This is a genomic window from Blastococcus sp. SYSU D00669 (assembly GCF_054050715.1).
Genome location: NZ_JBJGZV010000033.1, coordinates 1 through 16,800 on the forward strand (window position 1 = coordinate 1; position 16,800 = coordinate 16,800).

Genomic DNA, 16,800 nt, shown 5'->3' on the forward strand with positions numbered 1-16,800 from the left:
CCCCCCCCCCCCCCCCCCCCCCCCCCCCCCGCCCTCGCCCGCCCTCCCCACAGACCCCCGCCCCCCCCCCCCCCCCCCGCCCCCCCCCCCCCCCCCCCCCCCCCCCCCCCCCCCCCCCGGGCCGGGCGGCTCAGCCGCCGCGGCGGGCCTGCAGGCGGCTGAGCGCCTCCTCGAGCAGGGCGTTGCCGTCGGCGTCGCTGCGCCGCTCGCGCACGTAGGCGAGGTGGGTCTTGTAGGGCTCGGTGCGCGGCGCGGGCGGCGGGTCCTCGCGGTCCTGACCGGCCGGGAGGCCGCAGCGGGGGCAGTCCCAGTGCTCGGGGACCTCGGCCTCGCTCGCGAACGCGACGCGGGTCTCGTGACCCTTGGCGCACCAGAACGCGATGCGGCGCCGCGGAGCGGCCTCCCCGCGCTCGGCCTCACCCATCGGACCTGCTCCGACCCGGGTGCCCCGGATCGCGTTGCCACCAGCCACGAGCGCGCTCCCCTGATCTGCGATCGGCGCGACCGACGAGGGCCGCTGGCGCAGTCTAGGGCAGCGGAGCGCGAATCCCAGGTCACATTTCGCGGACGAACCCGCGAACTCAGACCTTGACCAGGATCCCCAGCGCGACGATGCACACCGCCCAGACCAGTCCGGTGAACACGGTGAGCCGGTTGAGGTTCTTCTCCACCACCGAGGAACCGGCCAGCGACGAGGACACCGCGCCGCCGAACATCGAGGACAGACCCCCGCCCCGGCCGCGGTGCAGGAGGATCAGCACCACGAGCAGGATGCTGGTGAGCACCAGCAGCACGTTGAGGATCAGCTCGACCATGGCACCGAGGGTAACGGACGCTCAGCGCACGCCGGCGGTGGCGAGGTCGTAGCCGCTGTACGCCTGCATCACCAGCCCGTTGCGCAACCGCTGCCCGGCGATGAGCTGGATCCGCGTCTCGGCCAGCGGCACGTAGGCCGCCGTCCCCGCGGCCGCGGTGGCCACCTCCGCCCACGCGGCGCTCGCCGCGGCGGCGTCGGCCGCCGGCACCCGGGCCGTGTCGACCAGCCCGTTGACGGCCGGGTCGTTCAGCCGCGCGTAGTTCGTGTTGCCGACGCTGCGCACGCTGCGCCCGTCGACCAGCGGCACCAGGAACGACCCCGGCGTGGGGAAGTCGGCGGTCCAGGTGGCGAGGACGATCCCGTAGCCGTTGGCGGTGACGTTCTCCGGCTTGCCGACGTCGGTGGCGTAGAAGGTCGTCGGGTCCAGCGGCCGGACCTCGACCTCGATGCCGACCTCGCCCAGCTGGCCGGCGATCGCGTCGGCCAGGTCCACGCTGCTCGGCGCGTCCGCGACGGCGAGGACGGTGGCGAACCCGTCGGGCCGCCCGCACGCCTCGAGCGCCGCGCGGGCCGCCTCCGGGTCGGCCCCCGGGTCCGCGTCCTCGGGACCGCCGGGCAGCCCGCGCGGCCACAGCACCGAGCTGCGGACCGCGCTGCCCGCGCCGCCGAGCACCTCCTGCAGGTCGCGCCGGTCGACCGCGCTCGCCACCGCGCGGCGGCACTCGGGGTTGTCGAACGGCGCCACGTCGGTGGGCAGGGCGAGCAGCCGCGTGGCGCCGGTGGTGACGTCGTCCACCCGGTCGGTCAGCGGCGGCTCGGTGTCGGTCTCCTCCGCCACCCGGGCCGTGGTGGCCCGCTGCACGCCGGCGCCGGCGATGTCCACGTCGGCCGAGCCGGCGAGGATCGCCTGGTCGCGCTCCAGGCCGGTCAGGTTCGTGCGGACGACGACCTCGTCGGGCAGCGCCGTGCGGACCTCGTCGGTGGCCGGGTCCCAGTCGGGGTTGCGGACCAGCCGGATGCCGGTCTGCTCGTCGACCGTCTCGATCGCGTAGGGGCCGGACGACACGGGGTCGGCGCCGTAGCCGCCGCCGGTGTCCCGCTCGATCGGCACGGGGCTGCTCGACGGCAGCGCCAGGACGTACGGGAAGTCCGGCATCGGCGTGCGCAGGCGGAAGACCACCGTCCTGTCGTCGGGGGTCTCGATCGCGGCCAGGCCGAGCTTGTCCGGCGTCTCGTCCTGGTACGGCCCGGCGTAGGGGTTGGCCGGGTCGTCGAGCAGGTCGACGACGTAGGTCGGGCCGCCGACGACGACCTCGGAGGCGAACGACCGCTCGATGCCGTACTTGACGTCCTTCGAGGTGATCGGCCGGGCTCCCTCGAACGCCACGCCCTCCTTGAGGGTGAAGATCCAGGTGGAGCCGCCGTCGGGGCTCTGGCCGGTGTCGGTGGCCAGGTCGGGCACGAGCCGGCCGGTGGCGCCGGGCTCGGGCGAGTAGGTGACCAGCGTGCGGACGTAGAGCCGCATCAGGTTCCACACGCCCGGCAGGTAGCTGCGCTGCGGGTCGAGGCTGTCGATCTGCGCCGCGACGACCCGCAGCGTGCCGCCGGTCTCGTCGGACGGGGCGCGGACGCCCTCGACGCCGGCGTCGGGGCCGCCGCCCTGCACCGGGACGTCGACCGTGCCCGCCCCGGCGCTGCAGCCGGCCGCCAGCGCCAGCGCCACCAGGCCGCCGAGCGCGCGACCGAGGATGCCCCTCACGACCTGCTGCCACTCCCCCTGCGCCGGGGCAGCCGGCGGCGGTCAGCTGCCGTCGGCCGCGATCCGACAGATCGATGCGAACTCGTCGGCGTCCAGGCTGGCGCCGCCGACGAGGGCTCCGTCGACGTCCGGTCCGGCCAGGATCCCGGCCGTGTTCCCGGCCTTGACCGACCCCCCGTAGAGGATACGGACGACCTCCGCCGTCTCCGGGCCGAACCGCTCGGCGAGCCGCGCCCGCAACGCCCCGCAGACCTCCTGCGCATCCTCCGGCGTGGCCACCTCACCGGTGCCGATCGCCCACACCGGCTCGTAGGCGATCACGACCTCCCGCACCTGCTCGGCCGACAGCCCCGCCAGGGCTGCGTCGAGCTGGCCGGTGCAGTGGACGACGTGGCCGCCCTCCCGGCGGACCTCCAGGCCCTCCCCCACGCACAGGATCGGGGTCAGGCCGTGCTTCAGCGCCGCCTGCACCTTCCGCCCGACGAGCGCGTCGCCCTCCCCGTGCAGCGCGCGCCGCTCGGAGTGCCCGACCACGACGTACCGGCAGGCCAGCGCCGCGAGCATCGCGCCGCTGACCTCGCCGGTGTAGGCGCCGGAGTCGTGCACCGAGAGGTCCTGCGCGCCGTACCCGACCGGCAGCTTGTCGCCGGCCACGAGCGTCTGCACGCTGCGCAGCGCGGTGAACGGCGGCAGGACGACCGCCTCGGTCCGGTCCAGGACCTTCTCGGGCACCGTGAAGACGATCTTCTGCACCAGCCCGATCGCCTCGAGGTGGCTCAGGTGCATCTTCCAGTTGCCGGCGATGAGCGGGCGGCGCGCCATCAGCCCTCCAGCACGGTCAGGCCGGGCAGCTGCCGGCCCTCGAGGAACTCCAGCGAGGCCCCGCCGCCGGTGCTGATGTGGCCGAACGCTGACTCGTCGAGGCCGAGCTGGCGCACCGCGGCGGCGGAGTCGCCACCGCCGACCACGGAGAGGCCGTCGACGGCGGCGACCGCGCGGGCCACGCCCTCGGTGCCGGCCGCGAACGGGGCCAGCTCGAAGACGCCCATCGGGCCGTTCCAGAAGACGGTCCGCGCGCCGGCCAGCTCGCCGGCGAACAGCTCCACCGTCCGCGGGCCGACGTCCAGGCCGAGCTGGTCGGCGGGGATGCCCTCCACCGGCACGGTGGTCGTCGGGGCGTCGGCGCTGAACTCCGGGGCGCAGACCACGTCGACCGGCAGCACGATCCGCTCGCCGGCGTCGGAGAGGAGCTTGCGGCAGGTCTCGACCTGGTCCTCCTCGAGCAGCGACTTCCCGACCTCGTGGCCCTGCGCCTCGAGGAACGTGAAGCACATGCCGCCGCCGACGAGCAGCCGGTCGACCTTGGGCAGCAGCGCCTCGATGACCGCCAGCTTGTCGCTGACCTTGGAGCCGCCGAGCACCACCACGTACGGCCGGTCGGGCTCGGTGGTGAGCGTCCGCAGCACCTCGAGCTCGCGGGCGACCAGCCGGCCGGCGAAGCGGGGCAGCCGCTCGGCGACGTCGTAGACGCTGGCGTGCTTGCGGTGCACGGCGCCGAAGGCGTCGTCGACGTAGACGTCGGCCAGCGCCGCCAGCCGGTCGGCCAGCGCGCCGCGCTCGGCGTCGTCCTTCGACGTCTCGGCCGCCTCGAACCGGACGTTCTCCAGCAGGAGGACGTCGCCGTCGCCGAGGGCGGCGGCCCTCTGCTGCGCGTCCTCGCCGGCGACGTCGTCGGCCAGCGGCACGTCGGCCCCGAGGAGCTCGCCGAGCCGGGCCGCGACCGGGGCCAGGGAGAACTGCGGGTCCGGCGCGCCCTTGGGCCGGCCGAGGTGGGCGGCCACGACCACCCGGGCGCCGGCGTCGCGCAGCGCCTGCAGGGTGGGCAGGCTGGCGCGGATCCGGCCGTCGTCGGTGATCGCCCGGGTGCTCTTGTCCAGCGGGACGTTCAGGTCGGCGCGCAGGAACACGCGCCGACCCGAGACGCCCTCGGCGAGGAGGTCGTCGAGGGAACGCATCAGAGCGAGTTGCCCACCAGCTCGACGGAGTCGACGAGGCGGTTGGAGTAGCCCCACTCGTTGTCGTACCAGCCGAGCACCTTGGCCATCGGGCCGAAGACCTTGGTCAGCTTGGCGTCGTAGATGCACGACGACGGGTCGGTGACGATGTCCGAGGAGACGATCGGCGCGTCGGTGTACTTGAGGTACCCGGCGAGCGGGCCGGCCGCGGCCTCGCGGTAGGCGGCGTCGATCTCGTCGGCCGAGGCCTCGCGGGACAGCTGGACGGTGAGGTCGGTGGCCGAGCCGGTGGGCACCGGGACGCGGACCGCGTAGCCGTCGAGCTTGCCGTTGAGCTCGGGCAGGACCAGGCCGATCGCCTTGGCGGCGCCGGTGGAGGTCGGGACCATGTTGAGCGCGGCGGCGCGGGCCCGGCGGAGGTCCTTGTGCGGGCCGTCCTGCAGGTTCTGGTCGGCGGTGTAGGCGTGGATCGTCGTCATCAGGCCGCGCTCGATGCCGAAGGCGTCCTGCAGCACCTTGGCCAGCGGGGCCAGGCAGTTCGTGGTGCAGGACGCGTTGCTGATGATCGTCTGCGAGCCGTCGTACTTGTCGTGGTTGACGCCCATGACGATGGTCAGGTCGTCGCCGGTGGCCGGTGCCGAGATGATCACCTTCTTGGCCCCGCCGGCGTCGACGTGCTTGCGCGCGTCGGCGGCCTTGGTGAAGAAGCCGGTGGACTCGACGACGACGTCGACGCCCAGGTCGCCCCACGGCAGGGCGGCCGGGTCGCGCTCGGAGAGCACCTTGATGGTGCTGCCGCCGACCTTGATGCCCTCGCCGTCGGCGCCGACGTCCTCCGGGAGGACGCCGAGGATGCTGTCGTACTTGAGCAGGTGGGCCAGGGTCTCGGGGCTGGTGAGGTCGTTCACCGCCACGATCTCGATGTCCTTGCCGCTGGCGGCGGCGGCGCGCCAGAAGTTGCGGCCGATGCGGCCGAAACCGTTGATGCCTACCCGGACCGTCACGAGGGGACCTCCATGCCTCTGTAGGAAGCGGTCGCGTCAGGGGCCGCGCGCAGCGCACGGCTCCGCTCCGCGGAAACCCTATCGGGCGCGTCCGGAGGCGGCCCGGGTGGTCACGTGGTGAGCATGTCCTCGGTCACGGCGGACTCCGTGTCGGGGATGCCGAGGTCCTTGGCGCGCTTGTCGGCCATCGCCAGCAGCCGGCGGATCCGGCCCGCGACGGCGTCCTTGGTCATCGGCGGGTCGGCGCGCTGGCCGAGCTCCTCCAGCGAGGCCTGGCCGTGCTCGAGGCGCAGCCGGCCGGCCATGAGCAGGTGCTCGGGCGCGTCGCCGTTGAGGATCTCCAGGGCCCGCTCGACCCGGGCGCTGGCGGCGACCGCGGCGCGGGCCGACCGGCGCAGGTTGGCGTCGTCGAAGTTGGCCAGCCGGTTGGCCGTGGCCCGGACCTCGCGGCGCATCCGCCGCTCCTCCCAGGCCAGGACGGCGTCGTGGGCGCCCATGCGGGTGAGCAGCGCGCTGATCGCGTCGCCGTCGCGGACGACGACCCGGTCGGCGCCGCGGACCTCGCGGGCCTTGGCGGCGATGCCCAGCCGGCGGGCGGCGCCGACGAGCGCCATGGCGGCCTCCGGGCCGGGGCAGGTCACCTCGAGCGAGGACGACCGGCCGGGCTCGGTCAGCGAGCCGTGGGCGAGGAAGGCGCCGCGCCAGGCCGCCTCGGCGTCGCCGATGCTGCCCGAGACGACGGCCGGCGGCAGGCCCCGGACGGGGCGGCCGCGCTGGTCGACCAGGCCGGTCTGCCGGGCCAGGCCCTCGCCGTGCTTGGCGATGCGCACCAGGTAGCGCACGCCGCGGCGGATGTTGCCGCCGGCGAGCACGCTGACGCCGCTGGTGTACCCGTACACCTCGCTGATGTCGCGGCGCAGCCGTCGGGCGACCGAGCCGGTGTCCAGCTCGGCCTCGATGACCACCCGGCCGCCGACGATGTGCAACCCGCCCGAGAAGCGCAGGAGCGCGGTCACCTCCGCCTTGCGCTCGGAGGTCTTGCTGCACTCCACCCGCGAGAGCTCGTCCTTGACCATCGCGGTCATCGCCATCTGCGGAGTTCCTTCCCCCTCGTACCGCCGCCGGGCACCGAGGTTCCGGTACCCGATCGGGCAGCCTTACTCCTAGCGCGCATCGACCACCGAGGCCAGTGCTTCGGACAGCCGCCCCGGATCGTGCCGTGGTGCACCGTCGGGCTCGGCCACCGGGGCCAGCACGAGCTCGGCGCCGCACGCGCGCACCGCCGTTAGCAGACCATGCCGGTCAACAACCGATTCCTCGTCGGCGATCACCGTGTGCAACGCCACTCCGCCGAGGTGCGCCTGCAGCACGCGCAGGTGCTCCTCCGGGCTGAAGCCGTCGGTCTCCCCCGGCTGCGGCTCGAGGTTGAGCACGACGACGACGTGGGCGTGGCAGACCGCCAGCGCCTTGCGCAGCCGCGGCACGAGCAGGTGCGGCAGCACCGAGGTGTACCAGGAGCCGGGCCCGAGCGAGACGACGTCGGCGGCGGCGATGGCGTCGAGGACGGCGTCGGGCACCGGCGGGTCGGGCGGCATGACGCGGATGTCGCGCACCCGGCCGGGGGTGGCCGCGATGGCGACCTGGCCGCGGATGGTGCGGTGCCGGGCGGGGTCGTCGGGGTCGACGCTCTCGACTCGGGCGACGAGGTCGAGCGGGACCGACGCCATGGGCAGCACCCGCCCGCGGGCGCCGAGCAGCTGACCGAGCTCGTCGAGCGCGCGCACGGCGTCGCCGCCGTAGAGCTCGGTGAGGCCGGTGAGCACCAGGTTGCCCACCGAGTGCCCGGCCAGCACGCCGCTGCCGCCGAAGCGGTGCTGCAGCAGCGCGGTCATCGACTGCGTGCGGTCGTCCTGCCCGGCGAGGGCCGCCAGCGCCATGCGGAGGTCGCCCGGGGGCAGGTAGGGCATCTCCCGGCGGATCCGGCCGGAGGAGCCGCCGTCGTCGGCGACGGTCACCACGGCGGTCAGGTGCCGGGTGAGCCGCCGCCACGCGGCCAGCGCGGCGGCCAGCCCGTGGCCGCCGCCGAAGGCCACCACCCGCGGCGGGGGCGGCGTCGTCGGCACCGGTGGCAGCGGCCCCGGGTACCGGCGGACCTCCCCCGCTCCGCCCGTCATCACTCGCGCCCGAGGTCGCGGTGGCGGGCCACCGCCGCCACGCCCTCGGCGGAGAGCCGGCGGGCGAACTCCTCGGCGATCGCCACGCTGCGGTGCTTGCCCCCGGTGCAGCCCACGGCCAGCGTCAGGTAGCGCTTGCCCTCGCGGCGGTAGCCGGGGACGAGCACGCGCAGCACGTCGGTGTAGCGGTCGAGGAACTCGCCGGCGTCGTCCTGGCCGAGCACGTAGTCGCGGACGTCGGGGTCCCGGCCCGTCCTGGGCCGCAGCTCCGGGATCCAGTGCGGGTTGGGCAGGAAGCGGGCGTCCACGACGAGGTCGGCGTCGAGCGGCAGGCCGTACTTGAAGCCGAAGCTGAGCACGGTCGCGGTCAGCGGCGGCGTCTGGCCGTCGCGCGCGAAGGCGTTCTCGAGGGTGGCCCGCAGCTGGTGCACGTTGAGGTCGCTGGTGTCGACCCACAGGTCGGCGTCTCCGGCGATGCCGGTGAGCAGCGCCCGCTCCGCCGCGATGCCGTCGCTGAGCCGGCCGCTGCCCTGCAGCGGGTGCTCGCGGCGGTTGGACTCGTAGCGGCGGACCAGCACCTCGTCGCGGGCGTGGACGTACAGCACCCGCGGCCGGTGGCCGGCCTCGGCGAGCACCCGGATGGCCTCCTGCAGGTCGCTGGAGAAGGCGCGGCTGCGCACGTCGACGACCGCGGCGAACCGGCGGAGGTCGCCGCGCGCCCCGAGCTCGACCATCGGCAGCAGCAGCGCCGGCGGCAGGTTGTCGACGACGTACCAGCCGAGGTCCTCGAGCACCCGGCCGGCGGTGTTCTTGCCGGCGCCGGAGAGGCCGGTGACGACGACGACCTCGAGCGGCGGGGTCTCGGTGGACGCGGGGTCCAGCGGCGGCCGCACCTCGTCCTGGGGCACCTCTCCCAGCGTCACCGGGCGGCCCCCACGCGGCCGACCTCGGCGGTGTCGCCGGCGCCGGCCGTCGGTTCCCCGCGCTCGGCCGGCCCCTCGGGGGCCAGCGTGGACTCCCGGGGATCGGACGGCTCGGCGGACGGCTCGGCGATGGCGGCCTGCACCGCCTCCGCCGTCCGCCGTCCGATGCCGGGAACGGTCATGAGCTCCTCGAGGCTCGCCGCCCGCAACCGCTTGAGCGACCCGAACTTCTTCATCAGCGCCTTCCGCCGGGTGTCGCCGAGTCCCGGCACGTCATCCAACAGCGAGACCAGCATCGAGGTCGAGCGCTTCTGCCGGTGGTAGGTGATCGCGAAGCGGTGGGCCTCGTCGCGGACGCGCTGCAGCAGGTAGAGCCCCTCGGAGGTGCGCGGCAGGATCACCGGGTCGGGCTCGCCGGGCAGCCAGACCTCCTCCATGCGCTTGGCCAGCCCGCAGACGGCGATGTCGACGATCCCGAGCTCGTCCAGGGAACGGCTGGCCGCGGCCACCTGGGGCGCGCCGCCGTCGACGACGAGCAGGTTCGGCGGGTAGGCGAACCGGCGCGGCCGGCCCTCCTCCGCCGCGACGCCCTGCTCGTCCCGGCGGTCCTCCTCCTCCTTGAGGTGGCGGGCGAACCGGCGGCGGACCACCTCGGCCATGGCCGCGGTGTCGTCGGTGCCCTGCCGCACGGAGAACCGGCGGTAGTCGGACTTCTTGGGCAGGCCGTCCTCGAAGACGACCATGCTCGCGACGACGTCGGTCTGCTGCACGTGCGAGATGTCGATGCACTCGATGCGCAGCGGGGCGTCGGGCAGGTCGAGGGCCTCCTGCAGCTCGGACAGGGCGAGGCTGCGGGCGGTGAGGTCGCTGGCCCGCTTGACGCGGTGCCGGGCGAAGGCCTCCTTGGCGTTGCGCTCGACGGTCTCGAGCAGCGCCCGCTTGTCCCCCCTCTGGGGTACGCGCAGGCTCACCCGGCTGCCCCGCAGCTCGCCGAGCAGGTCCTCGTAGACGTCGGCGTCGTCGGGCAGCTCGGGGACGAGCACCTCGCGCGGCACCGACTCCCCCGCCGTCCCCGACTCGCCGGTCTCCTCGTCGACGCCGCCGTAGACCTGCAGCAGGAACTGCTCGACCAGCTGGCCGGTGGTGACGGCCTCGACCTTGTCGATGATCCAGCCGCGCTGGCCGCGGACCCGGCCGCCGCGGACGTGGAAGACCTGCACGGCGGCCTCGAGCTCGTCCTGGGCGAAGGCGACGACGTCGGCGTCCGTGCCGTCGCCGAGGACGACGGCCTGCTTCTCCATGGCCCGCTTGAGGGCGCCGAGGTCGTCGCGCAGCCGCGCCGCCTTCTCGTACTCCATCGCCTCGGCGGCCTCGGCCATCTCGCGCTCGAGGCGCTTGACCATGAGGTCGGTGCGGCCGGCCATGAAGTCGACGAAGTCGTCGACGATCTGCCGGTGCTCGTCGGCGCTGACCCGGCCGACGCAGGGCGCGGCGCACTTGCCGATGTAGCCCAGCAGGCAGGGGCGGCCGATCTGGCCGGCCCGCTTGAAGACGCCGTTGGAGCAGGTGCGCGCCGGGAAGACGCGGGTGAGGGTGTCGAGGGTCTCGCGGATGGCCCAGGCGTGGGCGTACGGGCCGAAGTAGCGGACACCCTTGCGCTTGGGACCGCGCATGACCTGCAGCCGCGGGTACTCCTCGTTCAGCGTCACGGCCAGCGAGGGGTAGCTCTTGTCGTCGCGGTAGCGGACGTTGAACCGCGGGTCGAACTCCTTAATCCAGTTGTACTCGAGCTGGAGGGCCTCGACCTCGGTGCCGACGACGGTCCACTCGACGCTCGCCGCCGTCGTCACCATCTGCCGGGTGCGCGGGTGCAGCCCCGCGACGTCGGCGAAGTAGCTGTTCAGCCGCTGGCGCAGGCTCTTGGCCTTGCCGACGTAGATGACCCGGCCGCTGGGGTCGCGGAACTTGTAGACCCCGGGCGACTCGGGGATGGAGCCGACCGCCGGTCGGTACGTGGACGGGTCGGGCACGCGTCCACATTAGGTCGGTCGGGTGACACGCCGGTAATTCGGTGGACGCCGCCGCGATCCTGGCGGGGTGCGGATCACGTTCGAGCGGATGGCCGACCGGCGCCCGGTCGAGACGCTGGTCGAGCGGGACGACGGCGTGACCTTCCTGATGCGCGGCGCCGGCGGCGGTGCCGCGCTGCCGCACGACCTGGTGCACGCCCTGGTCGAGCGGGAGCTGGGGGTGCCCGACGGGATCTGGGGCTGCGTCGCCGACGGCGTCGTCTGGGGCAGCATGCGGCACGTGTCGGGGCGGCAGCCCCCGCACGGCGCGGAGCGCTCGGCCCGGCTGAAGAAGGAGCGCGAGGCACGGATCACGGCCGCCGAGGGGCTGGCCGACGTCGTGGCGCGGCTGGCGCGGGACCAGGAGCTGCTGCCCGCGCAGCTGGCGCAGACCGGGTACGACCGGGCGGCGCTGGACCGGGCCGCGGCGGCGCTGCGGACCGCGGCGTCGGAGTGGTCGGCGCGGGCGCCCGGCGACCGCCTGACCGTCGAGTGGGCCGCCACCCGGCCGCAGGGCCGGCGCCGCCGTTGACACCGGCGCGACGCCAGGGCGAGCCTGGGCCGCGCGGGAGCGGGACGCCTCGGGAGCGGCGATGGGAGCACACGTGCGGGCCGGCGATCTCGACGTCTGGACCGAGCAGGTCGGGCGTGGCCCCGACGTGCTGCTCATCGGCGGCGCCGGCGACACGGTGGAGTCGTGGCAGTTCCAGCTCGACGGGCTGGCCGACCGCTACCGCCTGACCGCGTTCGACAACCGGGGAGCCGGGCGGACCGCCATGCCGCCGGGTCGACCGACGGTGGCGGCGATGGCCGACGACGCGGCGGCCGTGCTGGACGGTCTGGGGATCCGGTCGGCGCACGTGGCCGGCTTCTCCGGCGGCAGCATCGCCGCGCAGGAGCTGGCGCTGCGGCGGCCGGACCTGGTGCGCAGCCTGGTGCTGCAGGGCACCTGGGCACGGCCGGACGCCTACCTGCGCACCTGGCTGCTCTCCGTCGGCCGGCTCGCGGCCACGGCGCCCGGCGAGCGGGAGTTCCTCGAGAGCTTCTTCCTCGACGTCTACACCCCGCGCGCCCACGGTGACGGCACGGTGGCGAGGTTCGTCGACGCGGCGATCGCCTTTCCGCACAAGCAGTCGGCGGAGGACCTGCGGCGCTACCTCGAGGCGTTGGTCGACCACGACACCACCGACCGGTTGCCCCACCTCGGCGCACCGACCCTCGTGCTGGCCGGCAGCGTCGACCTCGTGGGCCGTCCGGAGCTCGGCCGGGTGGTGGCCGGGCTCGTCCCGGGCGCCGTGCTCGAGGTGCAGGAGGGCGAGGCGCACCAGCCGTTCCAGGAGGTCCCCGAGCGGTGGAACGCCCGGGTGGACGCGTTCTGGCAGGAGGTCGAGGGCCGGCTCACCGGATCGACGCGAGATCGCTCTCCAGCAGCGCTCGGTCCTCCGGGTCGGTGATCGCCTCCGCGGCCGCGCGGGCGTCGGCGAGGGCGCGGTCGCGCGCCTCGGCGTCGCCGGCGACGGCGGCGGCGCGGGCGAGCGCCTCGTGGGCGAAGGCGAGGTCGAAGTCGCCGAGGGCGTGCTCGGAGCAGAGCTCCAGGCAGCGGCGGGCGTGGTGCACGGCCGGCTCGGCGCGGCCGAGGACGGCGTAGACGCGGGAGCACTGCCACTCGCCGCGGGCCCGGTGGACCGCCGTGCCGGCCTGCTCCCAGTGGTGGCGGGAGGCGTGCGCCATGTGCAGCATGCGGTCGTCCTGGTCCGGGGTGCGGTCCTCGGTCTCCAGGAGCCGCCAGACGGCGTTGAACAGGTCGGCGGCGAGCCGCCGCTCGTCGGGCGCCGCCGGGGGCCGGTCGTCCGGCGGCGGGGCCGGGAGCGCGGGGTCCGGCGGCGACGGGTCGTCGTCCTGCTCCAGGTGGGCGAGGCGGTGCAGGTCGCCCTGGACGCGGGCGAGCCGGCTCTCCAGCCGGCGCCGGTGCGCGGCGAGGACCCGGTCGACGACGTCCGGGTCGCCGCCGGTGGCGAGGCACTCGGCCACCGCGTCGAGCGGGACGCCGACCGACCGGAGCCGGGCGATCAACCGGGCGAGCGGCAGCCGGTCGGGGGCGTACCAGCGGTAACCGGTGCCGTCGTCCACGCCGTCGGGCGGGAAGAGGCCGGTGCGGTCGTAGTGCCGCAGCGCCTTGGTGGTGGTGCCGGCCGCCGCGGCGAGCTGTCCGACGGTAAGCCTGGGCGTCTCCACACGGCGGACGCTAGGACGTTCCCGCGGGGGAACGTCCAGCTCCCGCGCTCACCCCAGCCGCTGGTCGAGCCAGGTAAGCAGGTCGGCGGTCACCTCGTCGCGGTTGGTCTCGTTGAAGACCTCGTGCCGGGCGTCCGGGTAGAGGCGCTGCTCCACCGGGAGGCCGCGGGCGCGGAGCGCGTCGGCCAGGGCGGTGACCTGGCTGCCGTCGACCCCGCCGACCGGGTCGCGCCGGCCCGACAGGAGCAGGACGGGCAGCCCGTCGGGGAGGTCGGCGACGGCGTCTGGGTGCAGCAGCTCCACGTCCGCGGACGTCCCCATCCACGCCTCCCTCGTCATCCCTCCGGCGGGCTCTTCACCGCCAGGATCGGGCAGTCGACCTCGAGGAGGATGCGCTGGGCCGCGCTGCCCATGAGCAGCTTGCCGACCGGCGTGCGCCGGCGCACGCCGATGACCAGCAGGTCGGCGCCGGTCTCGGCGACGGCCTCGGACAGCTCCTCGGCGACGTCCCTGCCGCGCACCGGGCGGCGTAGCTCCGCCGCTACACCGGAGGCGGCCAGCTCGTCCTCCAGGGCGCGGACGGCGTCGCCCTGGACGTAGTCCTCGTCGACCAGGGCGTCGCCGCGCGAGGTGTTGACGACGACGAGCCGCGCGGCGCGCCGGCGGCACTCCGCCAGCGCGTGGGCCAGCGCCGCCCGCCCGCGCGGGTTGGGGACGTACCCGACGACGACGGCGCCGCTCACCGCTCCTCCTCGTCCGCACCCGTGCGCACCCGCGGCTCCCGGTGCCGGAGCACGCCCTCCTGCTGGACCTCCTCGGGCGTGGCCCGGGGTCCGCGGACGGCGCGCAGCACGATCGGGGCGACCAGCGCGAGGACGGCGAGCGCGAGCACGATCCGGCTGAACCAGGTGTCGACGAGAACGCCGAGGTCGCCGCTGCTGATGGCCAGGGCCCGGCGCAGGTTGGTCTCGGCGATCGGGCCGAGGATGAGCCCGATGATCGCCGGCGCCACCGGCCAGCCGTAGCGGCGCATGAAGAAGCCCAGGACGCCGAGGACGAGCAGCAGGACGAGGTCGAGCGGGTCGGCGTTGACGGCGTAGCAGCCGAGGGAGGCGAACAGCAGGATGCCCGCGTAGAGGTACGGCCGCGGGATGCGCAGCACCTTCACCCACAGCGGGGCGAGCGGCAGGTTGAGCACGAGCAGCATCAGGTTCCCGATGAGCAGCGCGGCGATCAGCGTCCAGACCAGCGACGACTCGGTGCTGAGCAGGGTGGGGCCGGGCTGGATGCCGTAGCTCTGGAAGGCGGCGAGCAGGATGGCCGCGGTCGCCGACGTGGGCAGGCCGAGGGTGAGCAGCGGGACCAGCACGCCGGCCGCGGCGGCGTTGTTGGCCGCCTCGGGGCCGGCCACGCCCTCGATCGCGCCCTTGCCGAACTCGTCCTCGTGCTTCGACAGCCGGCGCTCGGTGGCGTAGGAGAGGAAGGTCGGGATCTCCGCACCACCGGCGGGGAGGGCGCCCAGCGGGAAGCCGTACGCCGTGCCGCGCAGCCACGGCGCCCAGGAGCGGCGCAGGTCCCGCCGGGTGAACCACGGGCCGGAGGCGCTGAGCACCTGGACGGGCCCGCGGCGGAGGCGGGAGGCGACGTAGAGGGCCTCGCCGACGGCGAAGAGCGCCACCGCCACGACGACGACGTCGATGCCGTCGGAGAGCTGCGGGATGGCGAGGGTGAACCGCTCCTGGCCGGTGAGGACGTCGGTGCCGACGAGGCCGAGGTACAGGCCCACGCCGAGGGAGGCCAGGCCGCGCAGCGGGGAGGAGCCGAGGACGGTGGCGACGGCGACGAAGGCCAGGACGCTGAGGGCGAAGTAGTCGGCGGCGGTGATGCCGATGGCCAGGTCGACGACGGTCGGGGCGACCAGCGCGAGCAGCAGGGTGGCGATGGTGCCGGCGACGAAGGAGCCGATGGCGGCGGTCGCGAGCGCGGCCGCGCCACGGCCGGCCTTGGCCATCCGGTTGCCCTCGAGCGCGGTCATGATCGAGCTCGACTCACCGGGGGTGTTGAGCAGGATCGACGTCGTGGAGCCGCCGTACATGCCGCCGTAGTAGATGCCGGCGAACATGATGAACGCGCTGGTCGGCTCGAGGACGTAGGTGATCGGCAGCAGCAGGGCGACGGTCATGGCCGGGCCGATGCCGGGGAGGACGCCGACCGCCGTCCCCAGGACCACGCCGATGAACGCGAACAGCAGGTTGACCGGGGTGAGGGCGTCGGCGAAGCCGCCCAGCAGGTCGGTGAGCCCGCCCATCACAGCCACTCCGTGGCGAGCTCGAGCAGGACGCCGCCGGGCAGTGCGACGCCGAGCGCCTTGACGAAGACGATCCAGACCACCACCGACGTGATGCCGCCGGCGAGCAGCGGGCGGACGATGCCGCGGGCGCCGAGCGCCCAGGCGACGGTGGCGAACATGAGCGTGACGGCGAGCGGCCAGCCGATGACGTTGATCAGCAGGGCGTGCGCCAGGAAGGCGAGGGCGATGATGCCGACCGACGTCCAGGACGTGCCGGCGGTGGGGTCGACGTCCTCGCTCTCGTCGGCGGGGCCGCGGTCGCCGCGCCAGATGCGGTAGCCCAGGCCGAGGGCGGTGGCGACGACGAGGCCGCCGACGAGGTAGGGGAAGAAGCGCGGGCCGACGGTGTTGGCCGACCCCGGAACGGCGATGTTCGACGCGTCGAGGAGCAGGTAGACCCCGAGCGCGCCGAGCAGGACCGTCATGGCGAGCTCGCCGTTGTCGCGGCCCGTCGTCGGCGCGCTCACTCGACCAGGCCGATCTGCTCGAGGATGGGACGCACGCGCTGCACCTCCTCGGCGATGAACTCGCCGTAGTCGTCGCCCGTCAGCAGCAGGTCGTCCCAGCCGTTGTTCTCCAGGGCCTCCTGCCACTCGTCGCTGTCGTGGGCGTCGACGACGAGCTGGGTGAGGTCGTCGCGCGCCCCGGCGGACATCCCGGGGCGGGCCATGACCCCGCGCCAGTTGGAGACCTCGACGTCGAAGCCGGACTCGACAAGGGTGGGCACGTCGGGCACCTGGTCGCTGCGCTCCGGGGTGGAGACGGCGAGGCCCTTGAGGTCGCCGCTCTGGACCTGGGGGCCGTAGTCGGCGGTGCCCGAGATGCCGGCGGCGACCTGGTTGCCCAGCAGGGCCGCGAGGGACTCGCCGCCGCCGGAGTAGGCGACGTAGTTGATCTGCGCGGGGTCGATGCCGGCGGCCTGGGCGAGCAGGCCGGCGAGGATCTGGTCGGTGCCGCCGGCGGAGCCGCCCGCGATCGGGGTGTTTCCCGGATCGGCGGCCCAGACCTCGACGAAGCCCTCGATGTCGTCGTACGGGGCGTCGGCGGGCGCGACGATCAGCTCGGTCTCGCCGATCAGCCGGGCGATCGGCGTGACGTCTTCGAGCCGGGTCTCGGCGTCGTTGGTCTCGACGGCGCCCACCATGACCAGGCCCATCATCATGAGCAGCGCGTCGTCGTCCTCGCGACCGAGCTGACCGAGGCCGATGACGCCGCCGGCGCCCTCGACGTTGAAGACCTGGACGTTGCGGGCCAGGCCGCTGGTCTGGATGACGCGCTGCATCACGCGCGCGGTGGTGTCCCAGCCGCCGCCCGGGCTGGCCGGCGCCATGATGCGCAGCCGGGAGAGGTCGCCGGGCTGCACGACCGTGCCGGCGCAGGCGGAGAGCGCCCCCAGTGCCGGGGCCGCGACTACCCCGGCGAGGAACGATCGGCGGGACATGTGCACGGTTCTG

18 protein-coding genes are annotated in these 16,800 nt (G+C 74.7%); 2 read left to right on the forward strand and 16 right to left on the reverse strand.

Annotated elements, in window-relative coordinates:
- Positions 1–130: 130 nt before the first annotated feature.
- The 10 genes from ACI8AF_RS20265 to uvrC all read right to left on the reverse strand — a co-directional run bounded on the left by ACI8AF_RS20265 (position 131) and on the right by uvrC (position 10,722).
- Positions 131–472 carry an RNA polymerase-binding protein RbpA gene (locus ACI8AF_RS20265; RefSeq protein WP_456541551.1) on the reverse strand — a complete coding sequence of 114 codons (342 nt, stop codon included), beginning with the start codon at positions 470–472 and terminating at the stop codon, positions 131–133.
- Between the two features lie 109 nt (positions 473–581).
- Entirely contained in the window at positions 582–815 is a 234-nt protein-coding gene (gene secG, locus ACI8AF_RS20270; protein ID WP_456541552.1) for a preprotein translocase subunit SecG, read from the reverse strand.
- 21 nt (positions 816–836) lie between these two features.
- A complete protein-coding gene (locus ACI8AF_RS20275; protein WP_456541553.1) occupies positions 837–2,576 on the reverse strand; it encodes an ABC transporter substrate-binding protein in 1,740 nt (579 codons plus the stop codon).
- A gap of 42 nt (positions 2,577–2,618) precedes the next feature.
- Positions 2,619–3,398 carry a triose-phosphate isomerase gene (gene tpiA / locus ACI8AF_RS20280; RefSeq protein ID WP_456541554.1) on the reverse strand — a complete coding sequence of 260 codons (780 nt, stop codon included), beginning with the start codon at positions 3,396–3,398 and terminating at the stop codon, positions 2,619–2,621.
- On the reverse strand, positions 3,398–4,591 hold the full coding sequence (locus ACI8AF_RS20285; RefSeq protein WP_456541555.1) for a phosphoglycerate kinase: 1,194 nt from the start codon (positions 4,589–4,591) through the stop codon (positions 3,398–3,400). Before ACI8AF_RS20285 ends, tpiA begins: the two co-directional genes overlap by 1 nt.
- Positions 4,591–5,595 (reverse strand): type I glyceraldehyde-3-phosphate dehydrogenase, encoded by a 1,005-nt coding sequence (gene gap / locus ACI8AF_RS20290; protein ID WP_456541556.1) that lies wholly within the window; start codon positions 5,593–5,595, stop codon positions 4,591–4,593. Before gap ends, ACI8AF_RS20285 begins: the two co-directional genes overlap by 1 nt.
- Before the next feature lie 110 nt (positions 5,596–5,705).
- Positions 5,706–6,686 (reverse strand): DNA-binding protein WhiA, encoded by a 981-nt coding sequence (gene whiA / locus ACI8AF_RS20295; protein WP_456541557.1) that lies wholly within the window; start codon positions 6,684–6,686, stop codon positions 5,706–5,708.
- Between the two features lie 72 nt (positions 6,687–6,758).
- Entirely contained in the window at positions 6,759–7,769 is a 1,011-nt protein-coding gene (locus ACI8AF_RS20300; RefSeq protein WP_456541558.1) for a gluconeogenesis factor YvcK family protein, read from the reverse strand.
- Positions 7,769–8,677 carry an RNase adapter RapZ gene (gene rapZ, locus ACI8AF_RS20305; protein WP_456541559.1) on the reverse strand — a complete coding sequence of 303 codons (909 nt, stop codon included), beginning with the start codon at positions 8,675–8,677 and terminating at the stop codon, positions 7,769–7,771. Before rapZ ends, ACI8AF_RS20300 begins: the two co-directional genes overlap by 1 nt.
- Positions 8,678–8,688: 11 nt before the next feature.
- Positions 8,689–10,722 carry an excinuclease ABC subunit UvrC gene (uvrC, locus tag ACI8AF_RS20310; RefSeq protein WP_456541560.1) on the reverse strand — a complete coding sequence of 678 codons (2,034 nt, stop codon included), beginning with the start codon at positions 10,720–10,722 and terminating at the stop codon, positions 8,689–8,691.
- A gap of 67 nt (positions 10,723–10,789) precedes the next feature.
- Here uvrC and ACI8AF_RS20315 point away from each other — a divergent pair, with 67 nt between their 5' ends.
- Positions 10,790–11,293 (forward strand): hypothetical protein, encoded by a 504-nt coding sequence (locus ACI8AF_RS20315; RefSeq protein ID WP_456541561.1) that lies wholly within the window; start codon positions 10,790–10,792, stop codon positions 11,291–11,293.
- Between the two features lie 61 nt (positions 11,294–11,354).
- On the forward strand, positions 11,355–12,215 hold the full coding sequence (locus ACI8AF_RS20320; protein ID WP_456541562.1) for an alpha/beta fold hydrolase: 861 nt from the start codon (positions 11,355–11,357) through the stop codon (positions 12,213–12,215).
- On the opposite strand, the gene ACI8AF_RS20325 is transcribed toward ACI8AF_RS20320, so the two are convergent.
- Genes ACI8AF_RS20325 through ACI8AF_RS20350 form a run of 6 tightly spaced genes read right to left on the reverse strand, consistent with a single transcriptional unit; the run spans position 12,160 to position 16,787 of the window.
- Positions 12,160–12,996 (reverse strand): MerR family transcriptional regulator, encoded by an 837-nt coding sequence (locus tag ACI8AF_RS20325; RefSeq protein WP_456541563.1) that lies wholly within the window; start codon positions 12,994–12,996, stop codon positions 12,160–12,162. The two genes, ACI8AF_RS20320 and ACI8AF_RS20325, sit on opposite strands and share 56 nt — an antisense overlap.
- 48 nt (positions 12,997–13,044) lie before the next feature.
- Positions 13,045–13,317, reverse strand: coding sequence for an alpha/beta hydrolase (locus ACI8AF_RS20330; RefSeq protein ID WP_456541564.1), 273 nt, complete (start codon positions 13,315–13,317; stop codon positions 13,045–13,047).
- Positions 13,318–13,331: 14 nt separating this feature from the next.
- On the reverse strand, positions 13,332–13,739 hold the full coding sequence (locus ACI8AF_RS20335; protein WP_456541565.1) for a universal stress protein: 408 nt from the start codon (positions 13,737–13,739) through the stop codon (positions 13,332–13,334).
- Entirely contained in the window at positions 13,736–15,304 is a 1,569-nt protein-coding gene (locus ACI8AF_RS20340) for a tripartite tricarboxylate transporter permease (protein WP_456541566.1), read from the reverse strand. Before ACI8AF_RS20340 ends, ACI8AF_RS20335 begins: the two co-directional genes overlap by 4 nt.
- The gene (locus ACI8AF_RS20345) at positions 15,304–15,813 is read right to left on the reverse strand and encodes a tripartite tricarboxylate transporter TctB family protein (protein WP_456541567.1); all 510 of its coding nucleotides are present in this window, start codon (positions 15,811–15,813) and stop codon (positions 15,304–15,306) included. Before ACI8AF_RS20345 ends, ACI8AF_RS20340 begins: the two co-directional genes overlap by 1 nt.
- On the reverse strand, positions 15,810–16,787 hold the full coding sequence (locus ACI8AF_RS20350) for a Bug family tripartite tricarboxylate transporter substrate binding protein (protein ID WP_456541568.1): 978 nt from the start codon (positions 16,785–16,787) through the stop codon (positions 15,810–15,812). Before ACI8AF_RS20350 ends, ACI8AF_RS20345 begins: the two co-directional genes overlap by 4 nt.
- Between the last annotated feature and the right edge of the window lie 13 nt (positions 16,788–16,800).

Excerpts from the sequence above, each read along its gene's own strand:
- ACI8AF_RS20285 (WP_456541555.1), bottom strand. The coding sequence starts at position 4,591 with ATGCGTTCCCTCGACGACCTCCTCGCCGAGGGCGTCTCGGGTCGGCGC.
- ACI8AF_RS20300 (WP_456541558.1), bottom strand. The coding sequence starts at position 7,769 with ATGACGGGCGGAGCGGGGGAGGTCCGCCGGTACCCGGGGCCGCTGCCA.
- ACI8AF_RS20320 (WP_456541562.1), top strand. The coding sequence starts at position 11,355 with ATGGGAGCACACGTGCGGGCCGGCGATCTCGACGTCTGGACCGAGCAG.
- ACI8AF_RS20350 (WP_456541568.1), bottom strand. The coding sequence starts at position 16,787 with ATGTCCCGCCGATCGTTCCTCGCCGGGGTAGTCGCGGCCCCGGCACTG.
- tpiA (WP_456541554.1), bottom strand. The coding sequence starts at position 3,398 with ATGGCGCGCCGCCCGCTCATCGCCGGCAACTGGAAGATGCACCTGAGC.
- secG (WP_456541552.1), bottom strand. The coding sequence starts at position 815 with ATGGTCGAGCTGATCCTCAACGTGCTGCTGGTGCTCACCAGCATCCTG.
- ACI8AF_RS20340 (WP_456541566.1), bottom strand. The coding sequence starts at position 15,304 with ATGGGCGGGCTCACCGACCTGCTGGGCGGCTTCGCCGACGCCCTCACC.
- ACI8AF_RS20330 (WP_456541564.1), bottom strand. The coding sequence starts at position 13,317 with ATGGGGACGTCCGCGGACGTGGAGCTGCTGCACCCAGACGCCGTCGCC.
- whiA (WP_456541557.1), bottom strand. The coding sequence starts at position 6,686 with ATGGCGATGACCGCGATGGTCAAGGACGAGCTCTCGCGGGTGGAGTGC.